Below are 12221 nucleotides of genomic sequence, written 5' to 3'. Positions count from 1 at the left end.
AAATTGGGCTGTTGATTTCCTCTCCAGGTCATTCAGGAAACTCGTGGGCATGCCGGTAAGCCTCCTCGGCGCTAGAAGCGCCTGCGGGGTCTCCCCTGCCCCGTACTCCCGCAGGAGTCGAGCGTATCCGCTCCAATCAACAGCGTTTAAAAAATCAACAATATGTTTTACAGAGACATTCTATTAAACTATTCCTTAATAAAAGACGCTATCGGCAGTTGTAATTCCTTTACACCTTCCAATGCGAGTTTTGCAATCTGAAATGCTCCTTGTTCGCAGAAATGAGTGTTTTCCTGAATCCCATTTGGATAATTAGGATGTTCGTTTTCTTCAAACCAAACAAATAATTGCTTTGAGCCCTCCGGTCCCAGTGACTGATACAGGTTTTCTGTTTTTGACCATAAATTGATTACCGGCACTTCCAGCTTTTCTGCCAACTGAATCACCGCACTTGGATAGTCCCCCAGCGTATTGGTTACCTTTCCTGTTTCATCGAAATTTCTCCTGTGAACAGATGGAAGCAACACGGGAGTGGCCCCTTTTTCACGGGCCGCATTAACAAATTCCGTTAAATTAGATTGATAGGTTGTAAAAGGCTGGGTTCCAAAAGCCTTTTGATCATTATGGCCGAATTGAACAAACAGATAATCATTAGGCTTAATGAAATCATGTATGATGTCTAAATACCCGATTTCAATAAATGTGTTAGTACTAGCACCACATTTTGCAAAGTTATAGACTTTTACTTCCTCTGTAAATAAATTTTGAAGCATTTGCCCCCAGCCGGCCATGGGAGCCTCATTCTTCGGGTAATTTGCCATGGTTGAATCTCCAGCCAAGAATATATTGATCTTTTCCATTTCTCTTCCTCCGCATCTATCTCTAACAATGAACCAGGCACTGCAAATAACCTGTGGAAACCGTTCACACTCTCCACAGGTCACCTTGTGACTATTATCTATTTTCTATTTTCTCTTTTTAACAGAAGTGCCAAAAAGGCTAATACTAAACCTTGTCCCCATCCTTGCACGCGTTTATAAGGAACTTCTTTGTATCCGCTTGCATCATACATGACAGCTGTTCCAGCCGATACGCCCATAACCGAACCGTCTTCACGAATCTGGCTGAGGATTCCTTCGACGGATCTTTGGATATACTTGTTATACAATTTACCCCTTTTTACTAATGCGGCGGCAATACCAGCCGATCCTGATGTCTCAAGATAGGAGGAAGGGTCATCCACAATCGTATGCCAAAGCCCTGTTTCAGACTGGAGCCGAACCAAAGCGCTTAGCTGGTCACGCAATGAACCGGCTATAATCATATGGGACGGATGCTGTACCTCAATCAGTTCAAGTGCACGTGCCATTGTGTAGGCCGCCCAGCTATTGCCTCTAGCCCAAAAAATTCCTGACATGTGATTTTGTCCGATATTGTCCCAGCCATGATAATACAGATTGGTTATGTCATCCTGCAAAAACCTTTCATGTCCGTGGTATTGCTTTAATCCAAAATTGAAGTAGTCCTCCCGATCAAGCATATGGCCAATCCTAAGCAGAAAATAACCGGCCATAAACATGGTATCCACCCAAGCCTGTTCCGGGAAAATATATTTAGTTCCACCTACTGTATGCTGCAGAACACCATCTGCAAAGCGCTCAGCATCAGTTAGTAAAAAATCGGCTATTTGTAATGCACTATTTAGATACTTCTCTTCGTTTGTCTCTTTATATAATGTCAGCAGGATGTGTCCAACGGAGGAAGCATTAACTGTAATTGGCGGCATGCCGTCCTCCAGTTCCGCGTCGACCCAATCCTTAAGATACTGTAAATATTTCTTTTCACCTGTAGCTTCATATGCTTCGGCGACACCAAATAAGGCGACTCCCCCTGGCCAATCCCAATCGAAATCCATTTTAAAGGTACGCTCCACTACAAGGTCAATCGCTTGGCTAATCTTGTTTGTCTCCAATACTAATTGTGGCATTTTTCCCCCTCCTGAGATGTTTTGATTATAGTCCACCCAATGCCCTCAAATTCGAAAATGTAAGAATGATTTAGAAACCGGTAAATTTGGATGCATTCGTTTTAATTATATGGAATGGATTATTAGAACAAAATTTAAAATTCAGTTTTTTTATGTTAAAAAACAGTGTTCTGGCTATTTGGTCAAGTAGAATAACAGGGGGCAAGGCGGCTAATTGGCAACGGTTTCAAAATCCAGCAAGGCAAAAGGGAGACGACTGCCGTCTCCCCGCATCCTATTTGATATAGAAAACTTTTCCATCTTGAGAATATGTCCTTCTTTCTGTTTGCTCCTCTTGATGTTTATATTTTCTTTCATATTTCGTGAACATAGAAATATTAACAAGGATTCCCGTCGCGGCTGCTAACGAAAGAAGGGACGATCCGCCATAGCTGATGAACGGAAGCGGAACACCGGTAAGCGGGATTGCGCCCGATACCCCTGCCAAGTTGATAAGCGATTGAATTCCAATCATGCTGGAAATTCCAATTGCCAGTAAACTACCAAACGGATCTTTACATTGCAACCCAATATAAATTCCTCTTAACACTACATACGTAAGTAAAAGAATGACAAAGCCGACTCCCCAAATTCCTAATTCTTCGGCCACAACAGCCATAATGAAGTCCGTATGGGATTCTGGCAAATATCCAAGCTTTTGAACACTTTGGCCTAACCCCAACCCATTGACTCCGCCCGAACCAATGGCTATATACGAGTTAACAAGATGATACCCTTCGTTCTGGGCATCTGCAAATGGGTTATCTATAATGGTAATCCGGCTCAACCGTTTTTCCGAAAAGATTTCCCCTTTCATTGCGATGATAACGGGTATCAGAATAACCAAAGCAATCGTGACCAGTTTTAAAATCGTTTTATAGTTCATGCCCGAGCAAAAAATAATGGTCGCCGAAATAAAGGCAATAATACTGGCTGTCCCATAATCGGGCTGGAGAATAATCAAAAAGCAAACAACAAATAAATAGGCCAACGGCGGAAGTACACCCTTATTAAATTGATTGATATAGGCTTGCTTTTTGGAGTATACCGCTGCCAGATAGATGATGACGGCAAGTTTGACAAACTCTGATGGCTGAAATTTATTCGAACCGAACTTATACCAGCTCTGCGCCCCGCCGGCGACGTCCCCAAACACGAACAGACCGCCAAGTAAGCAAAGTGAACCAAGGACGATTAACACAAGGACTCTATTGAATCTCATGATTTTATAAGGGAGAATTGCCGTGGCCAGAAAGATGACTACAAACAACATGAGCCATATTTTTTGCTTCTGATAAAAATAGTCACTGGGCACATGGTACCTTTGGACTGCCCATGCAATGCTGGAGCTATATATCATAATTAATCCAAACGCACACAAAAGCATGATGGATATTATCAAAGAATAATCATATGATCTCAATATTTTTTTAAACATTTACCGGTCCTCATTTTCAAAATGGATTTATAAACTCTATTATAATAGAAAATTATTATTCTGACTTGAGGAAAAGGTGATTTGTTACAACATTTTAATAAAGAATATTCTGAATGGGAAGGGTAAGAGAAAATCGGAATGTTTGAAATTAGAATGTACAAAATAATGAACGAAATAAAAACCCAAACAATTTGTTTGAGTTTATCATCGATTTATTTTTTCAAAAATGCATCATGAAGTACGGATAATTCTCTTTCTAATTTATCCAAAATTGCCTTTCCATCCTTACTATCAATCAGGCCCAACCGTACAGCAAAGTCAATTTCCCTAGACAGGCCAAACATTTGTGTATCCAATACCTCTTCATAAAGAGGGCATTGAGGCATCGTAAGATTGTCCATTTGCACTTTGATCAGCTTTAATATTTTTTCAGCATCAGCCTGCAATAAGGCATAGGCTTTTTCCTGGTGGTTTACGATCATTTCAGACGCCAACATTGATCCCCCATTTCAGAGCGATTATTCAACTTATCTATAAATTTTACCGCCTGGAGCGGAAAATTGCAAGAACAATGCGGTTTTTATAGATAAGAGTTACAATTAGGCATTCCTTCAAAAAAAAGTTATACTAATTGATGTCAACATTGAGGGGGAAAAGATATGGAAAATATTTTGCATATTTCGGGAAATGTAAAATTCAACATCACATTAGACCCAGGGACATGGATTTTTGATGATCGAAAAATTGATTTGACCACTTATTTTTCTAGGAAAAATGAAAAGTTGGATACAAATGAGGAGTATACAAAATCAGTATCAAAACATTGGGACCGCGAAATAATGGAGGGGGCTATTTTTCCTCCAACCTTAAAGACAGAAAAGCAATTTGAGAAAGTAAAGGTAATGACCGGCACCTTCGGCATCAAGTTCCAGCCATTTTTGCAAAATTCAGAACCAGCAAGCGATGCTGCAACTGTTATCATCCATACAAAGGATAAGGATTATGAAATCCCTTTAAAGGATGCCTATGAACTGATTTTTAAGTTTGCCGATTCCGGCAAACCGATTAAAGAAAGTGGCCCCGTGCACATTTTCTTTGGAGATGGGTCCAATCTGGATTCACCTATCACAAATGTGCGTGGATTTACAGTAAAATAAACGGGGGCCACTTGGCTCCCGTATTTTTTAACCGGAAAGTATTAAACTTTCCTATTAGGCATAAGTTCAACTACGCCACTGTCTTCGCCCTCCAGGGCTCGCCAGCGTCGAGTTTTCTTTAGCTAGAGAAGATCCGCCGCCAGTCTCGCCAACCCTGACCTTTCACCTTTTTGCAACTTTACATGTCCGGAAATGACTTGATCTTTAAACTTTTCCACAACATAGGTCAATCCATTGTTATAAGCATCAAGATAGGGATGATCAATTTGTTCGGGGTCTCCCATCAGGACAATCTTGCTATCCTCCCCTACCCTTGTGAGGATTGTTTTTACTTCATGTTTTGTTAAATTTTGCGCCTCATCAATAATGATGAACTGTTTAGGCAGACTTCTGCCTCGGATGTAAGTAAGTGCCTCCACCTCAATTGAACCCATCCCCGCTAAGATGGCATCCAATTCTCCTGGCTTTTTCGTATTAAATAGATATTCCAAATTATCAAAAATGGGCTGCATCCATGGTCTTAGCTTTTCTTGTTTTTCTCCAGGCAAAAATCCCAAGTCCTTGCCAACCGGTACAATCGGCCTGGCTACGAGAAGCTTTTTATAGGTTTGGAAATCTTCCGTTTGCATTAACCCTGCTGCCAAGGCAAGCAGAGTCTTTCCTGTTCCAGCCTTACCAGTCAAGGTAACGAGCGGGATATCCTTTCGCAGCAATAATTCAATCGCCATTGTTTGCTGAACGTTGCGGGAGTGAATTCCCCACACATGTTCTTGGTTCAGAGCCAGTTTTTTCAGTTTTTTTGCTTTCCTATCGACAATACCTAAGGCTGAAGCAGAGCTCCCAAGTGCATCTTTCAAAATGACAAATTGATTAGGATAAAAGTGGTGGCTGCCAATATCAATAAGAGACAGTTCACCCTTTTCATAGTAGTGATTCAACAAGTCAACAGGAACAAATGCCTCGATAAATCCAGTATAAATTGAGTCCATTTCCACTACCCGGTCATTCAGGAAGTCTTCGGCATGCAGTCCGATTGCATCTGCCTTTACCCTGACTAAAGCATCCTTGCTCACTAAAGTGACCTGTTTGCCATTTTCCTTCGTCAGTTCCTCTAAATATAAGTTTTTTGCCACCGCAAGTATACGATTATCATTCGTTTTCTCAATAAAAATGTCCTGAAGTTCATGAAAGGATCGATGATTTAACTCGATGCGGACGGTCCCCCCATTTTCTAGAGGGATTTTTTCATGCAGTTTGCCAGAGGCCCTAAGGCCATCAATTAATCTAGACACATGCCGGGCATTTCTCCCAATTTCATCCATGTATCTTTTCTTTGAGTCCACTTCTTCAAGAACTACTGCTGGAATAACAACCTCATTGTCTTCAAAGGAGAAAATGGAATACGGGTCTTGTAATAAGACATTTGTATCCAACACGTATATTTTACTCAAAGCGACGCCTCCGTCTCACGTTGTATAAATTTGTTCTCGTAGTGTCGATCCAAATACTAGATGGACTTTGGTAAAATATATGATTATTGGAATAAAGATAGAAGAAAATCCGCACAATAATTGTTAGCCGTTCACGGAAATATGACAAAAGTATTATTACCATATCTTTCATAATTGAAATACATCTTGGAGGGTTTATATGAAGAAAATAATGATATTAGCCATGGTTTCCCTCATCCTTTGCGGGTGTAACAACAATAACGAGGATAATAATGCACAGAACAATTCTATGGTAAAGGTTAAAAATACTAATATAGAAAATGTGGACCGGAAAACAGGGCGGCAAATCTCCAAACGGCTAGTAAGTCTTGCGACTAGCGTGCCTGATGTCAATGATGCTACAGCTGTCGTTTTAGGAAACTATGCAATAGTTGGGATTGATGTAAACTCTAAAATGGACCGATCCGAAGTGGGAACCATTAAATACTCAGTAGCTGAAAGTTTGAGTAAAGATCCATATGGTGCCAAAGCCGTGGTAGTAGCCGATGCAGATACCTACCAGCGTTTAAAAGAAATTCAAGCCGATATCAACAATGGGCGGCCAATTAGAGGAATAATGAATGAACTTGGTGATGTAGCTGGACGATTAATACCGGAAGTACCAGGTGATATGATTACACCGACACCGAAAAATGTGACTGACCAGCAGGATAATAAGCTTCCTGCAAAACAGGAAAAACAGCTTAATAAGGAGCAAGAGAAACAATCCAATTATCATAAATAACAAAAGCTTAGGCTAACCTAAGCTTTTTTCAATGCGCCCATTACCTGTTGGTCTAACTTCTCGGCAGCATTCTTATCATAAGTTTTATCATATTGGACCTCAGATATGATTTTTGAACCATAAAACATAACATCTCTCACTTCATGGATTTTCATTTCCAGTAGCGCAAGTTTTAATGGAAATTCCTTTAGTGTTTGTTCTTTTATGGTTACATCACCCGAAATGGAATAGGTGGACTCATTGGCAATTAAAATAATGACTACCTGATTATTTGCTTTTATGTTTTCCAAAATTCTTGACCGGTTATCTACCGCAAAGCAAATGGTATGCTCATTCTTTGCTAATATCCATGAAATGGCACTAACATTCGGACCGCCTGTTTCATGGTCAATTGTGGCTATAGTCACGAATCTCTCTTTCTGCAGTTCATCGTATAAAGGCTTAATTAAAAAAGGTTCCACTTCGTTTGCCATTTTCTAAAGCCCCTTTCATCTCTCATCTTTCGAAAACGGATATTTTCATATTACTACTATCCCTTTTTTTCATCAACTTAAACACTTTACTGCTTTAAGGTCTTTTGGCATGGTATAGTATAATAAGGAATATGGTTTTTAGAACAGAAATGAGGTGCTTTTATGAGGGTCAAGTGTGTACTTTGCGATAAAATTGAATCCATAAATGATGAGTCATTCACAGCCAAACGCTTGCGAAATCGGCCCATCCATACATATATGTGTAAACAATGCACTGAAAGGATAACGGAAAGAACCACTGAAAGAATCAATACCGGTAATTTTCGGTTTTACCGGCCCAAATCCGAAGTGGATGAATGGTAAAAGATCAGCGCAAGCGCCTTAGGCAGCGCTCGACAGGCTTCCTCCTAAAAGCAACGCTTTTTGTTCGTGCGCTGTCTAATGCAGTTGGAGCTTTCCTTGTGCGAGCTGAACAGCCGCACCACGAATATGCTTTGGCGCAGGGGCTGCGTGCGATACGATGCTGCCGAAGCTTTCCTTGTGGAGCTGGACCATCCTCAAGGACGAAATAAAGTTCCGAAATAATAAGAAAATCGTAAAAAACGCAAAAAACCTCAAGCTCCTTATGAGCTTGAGGTTTTTTTAGTCTTCATCAGGGTAATTGACATATTTTTCAGGTTCACGATTAATTTGGTTGAGCATGACTTCTATCAGCTCCCTGGGAAAACGTGCTTTTTTGGTTTGATCCTCCTGCTGATAAGAAATGTAGTACATTTCCTCATCTGTTGCAACTTCAATATTGGAAACATGATGTTCCGAAACCAGGAGTTCATCAAAGTGCACTTTTGTTTCCGCCGCTGCCGTATCCTCGGGACGGGCATCATAAACTACCTTGATGGTAAGCCAATTATATAAAACATCCTGTAAGGAATTCAAAACCAACCCCCCCTTACTTTGCCTCGGTCTGCTCCTTTTTGGAATGATGCAGCCGGACTTTATAAATAATTAAGATTAATGCCGCTACCACAAGGCCTTCTGCTATCGGCAAAAAGATTGCAAAAAACGTGAGGATTGTGCATCCCACACATAAAAAGAAATAAATAATCAGTGATTTAAGGAGCGGCAGTTTTTTGGCAAAACCCAATTTATAAACAATAATGCATAATGCAACGATGGTTAAGTAAAGCAGCCACATACCTAATTTAGGCTGCTCACTTACCTTAAAAAGGGCTGCGAAAAATGACAAATGCTCTGCAACATCCATTTTAGAACCTCCTTGAATTTAGGGGGAACAAAGTTTTAGCGTTAACTCATTTCAGCGTATTTTTTCTTTTTGGCATGTTTTTCCCGTTCACTTTTATCTAATATTTTCTTTCTAAGACGAATGGATTGTGGTGTTACCTCACAATATTCGTCATCGTTTAGGTACTCCAACGACTCTTCGAGTGTCATGATGCGCGGTTTCTTAATCACTGAGGTTTGGTCTTTTGTGGCTGAGCGCACGTTTGTCTGTTGCTTAACCTTTGTGATATTAACAGAGAGATCATTTTCCCTGGTATGCTCCCCGACAATCATTCCCTCATAAATTTCCGTTCCTGGTTCAACAAAGATTGTTCCACGGTCTTCTACCTGCATTATACCATAGGTGGAAGCCTTCCCTGTTTCCATTGACACCAGGACCCCTTGGCGCCGTCCGCCAACCTGACCAGTAATCATTGGCTGGTAGCTGTCAAAAGTATGGTTAAGGATACCATATCCGCGCGTTTGGGTCATAAATTCGGTTGTATATCCAATTAAACCTCGGGCTGGTACATTAAATATCAAGCGAACTTGGCCATTACCGTTATTAATCATATCGAGCATTTCCCCTTTACGGGCCCCAATTGATTCCATAATAGCGCCGGTGTGTTCCTCCGGTACATCAATTTGCACTCTCTCTACAGGCTCACAGCGTACTCCATCAACTTCTTTTACGATAACCTCCGGTTTTGATACCTGAAGTTCAAATCCTTCGCGGCGCATATTCTCAATTAATATAGAAAGGTGAAGTTCACCACGTCCGGAAACAATCCACGCATCTGGTGAGTCTGTATTTTCTACACGCAAGCTTACATCTGTGTGCAATTGTTCCCTAAGTCTTTCTTCTATCTTACGTGCCGTAACAAATTTTCCTTCCCGGCCGGCAAATGGGCTATTGTTTACAACAAAGGTCATTTGCAATGTAGGCTCATCAATTCGTAAAACCGGCAGAGCCTCTTGTTGGTCGATTGGGCAGACGGTTTCACCAACGTTGATATCCTCCATCCCGGATACAGCCACTAAATCTCCGGCTTTCGCTTCTTCAATTTCTTCCCGCTTCAGTCCGAAGAAACCAAACAATTTGGTGACACGGAATTGCTTAACTGACCCATCCAGCTTCATCAAGGCAACTTGTTGCCCCACCTTCATCGTTCCACGGAATACCCTGCCAACTCCAATACGGCCGACATATTCGTTATAATCAAGCAGCGCCACTTGGAATTGAAGCGGTTCTTCACTGTTATCCACTGGTGCCGGAATGTGGTCAATAATCGACTCGTATAACGATTGCATGTTTTCATCCTGCTTTTCAGGATCTAGGCTTGCAGTACCGTTAATGGCTGATGCATAAACAACCGGGAACTCCAATTGGTCCTCATTGGCATCCAGTTCAATAAATAAATCGATGACTTCATCGACAACCGCTTGGGGACGGGCAAAATCACGGTCAATCTTGTTTACGACAACGATTGGCGTTAAATTTTGTTCCAATGCTTTTTTTAACACAAACCTGGTTTGCGGCATACATCCTTCATACGCATCAACAACCAAGAGAACGCCATCGACCATTCGCATGATCCGTTCCACCTCGCCGCCAAAGTCCGCATGTCCTGGTGTGTCTAAGATATTAATTCTTGTGTCCTTATACTGGATAGCAGTATTCTTCGCAAGGATGGTAATCCCGCGTTCTCTTTCTAAATCATTTGAGTCCATTGCACGTTCTTCGACATGCTCGTTGGAACGGAATGTTCCTGCCTGTCTTAATAATTGGTCCACCAGCGTTGTTTTACCATGGTCAACGTGGGCAATGATTGCTATATTTCGAATATCGTTTCTTATGTTCAAAGAAGTTCCACTCCTGATCATTAAATTATTTATAGTTTCTCATCCGCAACTAAAACATTATACCATAATAAAAGTGGAAACCTAAAAGCTTTTTATGTAGAATAAAATTAAAACTTTACATAAGGGGCAAATATAATGAATCAAGTTAATTGGCAGATGCTCATTTTTGCGATTTTAGCGGCAGCCAGTATCATGGGAATGGGGATTGCCATCGCAGAAAAAAGCATGCTGGGCTTGTTTGGCTGTATAGTGGCTTTGGTGGTGATCATGGGACTGGGATTTAAAACCAAAAAGAAACTCCGTGAAAAGGGCCTATTATAATCCAGTAAATAAAAAGAAGCCGTGCAGGCTTCTTTTACCATTTTCCATTCTTTAAATAGTCCTCCAGAATAGTCTGATGCAAACCAGGTTTTGCCGCGAAAACCGAATCCCTTGATAGGGAGTCCAGCTTTTCTCCTCTCAAATTGGTTATCACTCCGCCCAATTCCTCCACAATCACGGCTCCTCCGGCAAAATCCCATGGAGCTAACCTTAGTGATATGTATGCATCCACCCGCCCAGTGGCAACAAAAATCAATTCAAGAGCAGCGCTTCCATACGATCTTGTTCCCCTTGCCTCTCTCGCCAATGGGATCAATAAATTATGGTCTATACGACGATTTTCCATAACCCACGTCGCATTTAATGCGATAATTGATTCTTTTACGGTTGTTTCTTTAAGCGCAGGGAGTGGTTGTTCATTTAAGAAAGCCCCTTTGCCTCTTTGCGCATGGTACAGTTCATCGTGAACAACATCATATACCAAACCAATTTTTCCTACCCCTGCTTCATATACACCCAGGGAGATGGCAAAATTTCTTTGCTGATGTATAAAATTCATGGTACCATCAATCGGGTCAATCAGCCACACGATTCCTTCCAAGCTATCCAGCTGGTCACCAAAACCTTCTTCTCCCATTATTTTGTGGCCGGGATACTCTAGGTTAATTTTACCGATAAAAAATTGCTCTATCTCTTTATCCATGTTCGTGACCAAATCATTGGGATTCGACTTTGTTTGAATGTCCAAGGTCTCATCAAAGGATGAACGAATTCTCTCCCCCGCTTCCTTTACCCATTGCTGTGCATGGGAATAAATGATATCCCAGTCCATAATTCCCCTCCAATATTGTATTCCGAGTTATAGTCAAGATGTTATGTAGTATGGGCTAAATATTCAAATTAATGTAATTATAGCTTAAACCACGAAAAGTCTCCTATCAACTTTTAATGTCAGCCTTTTTAAAATTCTTGCCTGATGCCAATAATAAACGAACTCCCCCTGTATTTTTGGAGTTCGTTCAAGACGATATGATTTTGTTCTGTATCATTACAATCTCAAATCCCCTTAGACATTACATACTATTCTATAAAATTAAAATCCCTTTAATCGTAATAATTCCTGGCGGATTCTTTCCAACTTTTGTTTGCAATCCTTTATTTTCTTCTCATTATTTTCTTCGATTGCTTCAAATAAAACAGCCAATTCGTAATCCATTTCGAGCCTCAAAACCGCTGTCCGTTGCTTGTCGCCTACTTTTTTTAATGATGTGTTCATTAATTGTTTCACACTTTCTCCTCCCTTTGTTTTTTTTTTCTGAATTTTGTTTAATGTATAATATGTGCCTGATTCCAATGTTGGAACAAATATGTGCATTCACCTATTGAGGCAACAAATTACTAGTCTTTTCGCCAATGTGCTACAATAA

At 40.7% G+C, this 12221-nt stretch carries 15 protein-coding genes; 4 read left to right on the top strand and 11 right to left on the bottom strand.

Going from position 1 to position 12221, the window contains the following annotated elements; translation table 11 throughout:
* Positions 1-188: 188 nt before the first annotated feature.
* From ACY8D0_RS03680 to ACY8D0_RS03665, 4 genes are all read right to left on the bottom strand, one after another.
* Entirely contained in the window at positions 189-860 is a 672-nt protein-coding gene (locus tag ACY8D0_RS03680; protein ID WP_462409132.1) for a rhamnogalacturonan acetylesterase, read from the bottom strand.
* A 98-nt stretch (positions 861-958) separates the two neighbouring features.
* The gene (locus ACY8D0_RS03675) at positions 959-1987 is read right to left on the bottom strand and encodes a glycoside hydrolase family 88/105 protein (RefSeq protein ID WP_462409131.1); all 1029 of its coding nucleotides are present in this window, start codon (positions 1985-1987) and stop codon (positions 959-961) included.
* Positions 1988-2261: 274 nt separating this feature from the next.
* Positions 2262-3464 carry an FtsW/RodA/SpoVE family cell cycle protein gene (locus tag ACY8D0_RS03670; protein WP_462409130.1) on the bottom strand — a complete coding sequence of 401 codons (1203 nt, stop codon included), beginning with the start codon at positions 3462-3464 and terminating at the stop codon, positions 2262-2264.
* A gap of 212 nt (positions 3465-3676) precedes the next feature.
* Positions 3677-3958: an Fpa/YlaN family protein gene (locus ACY8D0_RS03665; protein WP_462409939.1), complete on the bottom strand. Its 282-nt coding sequence runs from the start codon at positions 3956-3958 to the stop codon at positions 3677-3679.
* A 165-nt stretch (positions 3959-4123) separates the two neighbouring features.
* Here ACY8D0_RS03665 and ACY8D0_RS03660 point away from each other — a divergent pair, with 165 nt between their 5' ends.
* A complete protein-coding gene (locus ACY8D0_RS03660) occupies positions 4124-4621 on the top strand; it encodes a peptidyl-prolyl cis-trans isomerase (protein ID WP_462409129.1) in 498 nt (165 codons plus the stop codon).
* A gap of 122 nt (positions 4622-4743) precedes the next feature.
* Here ACY8D0_RS03660 and ACY8D0_RS03655 read toward each other — a convergent pair whose 3' ends face one another.
* Positions 4744-6072 (bottom strand): PhoH family protein, encoded by a 1329-nt coding sequence (locus tag ACY8D0_RS03655; protein WP_462409128.1) that lies wholly within the window; start codon positions 6070-6072, stop codon positions 4744-4746.
* A 199-nt stretch (positions 6073-6271) separates the two neighbouring features.
* On the opposite strand from ACY8D0_RS03655, the gene ACY8D0_RS03650 reads away from it, so the two are divergent.
* Positions 6272-6856, top strand: a complete 585-nt coding sequence (locus ACY8D0_RS03650) for a YhcN/YlaJ family sporulation lipoprotein (RefSeq protein ID WP_462409127.1) — start codon at positions 6272-6274, stop codon at positions 6854-6856.
* Between the two features lie 17 nt (positions 6857-6873).
* Here the strand turns inward: ACY8D0_RS03650 and ACY8D0_RS03645 are convergent, their stop codons facing one another.
* Complete coding sequence (locus ACY8D0_RS03645; protein ID WP_462409126.1) at positions 6874-7329, bottom strand: pyridoxamine 5'-phosphate oxidase family protein; 456 nt, start codon at positions 7327-7329, stop codon at positions 6874-6876.
* 162 nt (positions 7330-7491) lie between these two features.
* Between ACY8D0_RS03645 and ACY8D0_RS03640 the strand changes: the two genes are divergently transcribed.
* Positions 7492-7692 (top strand): YlaI family protein, encoded by a 201-nt coding sequence (locus tag ACY8D0_RS03640; protein ID WP_462409125.1) that lies wholly within the window; start codon positions 7492-7494, stop codon positions 7690-7692.
* Between the two features lie 279 nt (positions 7693-7971).
* Here the strand turns inward: ACY8D0_RS03640 and ACY8D0_RS03635 are convergent, their stop codons facing one another.
* Genes ACY8D0_RS03635 through typA form a run of 3 tightly spaced genes read right to left on the bottom strand, consistent with a single transcriptional unit; the run spans position 7972 to position 10473 of the window.
* Positions 7972-8265: a hypothetical protein gene (locus tag ACY8D0_RS03635; RefSeq protein ID WP_462409124.1), complete on the bottom strand. Its 294-nt coding sequence runs from the start codon at positions 8263-8265 to the stop codon at positions 7972-7974.
* A gap of 13 nt (positions 8266-8278) precedes the next feature.
* Positions 8279-8593 carry a YlaH-like family protein gene (locus ACY8D0_RS03630; protein ID WP_462409123.1) on the bottom strand — a complete coding sequence of 105 codons (315 nt, stop codon included), beginning with the start codon at positions 8591-8593 and terminating at the stop codon, positions 8279-8281.
* A gap of 41 nt (positions 8594-8634) precedes the next feature.
* Complete coding sequence (typA, locus tag ACY8D0_RS03625; protein WP_462409122.1) at positions 8635-10473, bottom strand: translational GTPase TypA; 1839 nt, start codon at positions 10471-10473, stop codon at positions 8635-8637.
* 135 nt (positions 10474-10608) lie between these two features.
* Between typA and ACY8D0_RS03620 the strand changes: the two genes are divergently transcribed.
* Positions 10609-10794, top strand: coding sequence for a YlaF family protein (locus ACY8D0_RS03620; RefSeq protein WP_462409121.1), 186 nt, complete (start codon positions 10609-10611; stop codon positions 10792-10794).
* Between the two features lie 34 nt (positions 10795-10828).
* Here the strand turns inward: ACY8D0_RS03620 and ACY8D0_RS03615 are convergent, their stop codons facing one another.
* Entirely contained in the window at positions 10829-11626 is a 798-nt protein-coding gene (locus ACY8D0_RS03615; RefSeq protein ID WP_462409120.1) for an inositol monophosphatase family protein, read from the bottom strand.
* 261 nt (positions 11627-11887) lie between these two features.
* Complete coding sequence (locus ACY8D0_RS03610; protein ID WP_462409119.1) at positions 11888-12082, bottom strand: hypothetical protein; 195 nt, start codon at positions 12080-12082, stop codon at positions 11888-11890.
* Between the last annotated feature and the right edge of the window lie 139 nt (positions 12083-12221).

It is taken from the genome of Neobacillus camarae (assembly GCF_054950115.1).
The sequence above is the reverse complement of the archived record's forward strand: the minus strand, read 5'-3'. Positions and strand labels throughout refer to the sequence as shown.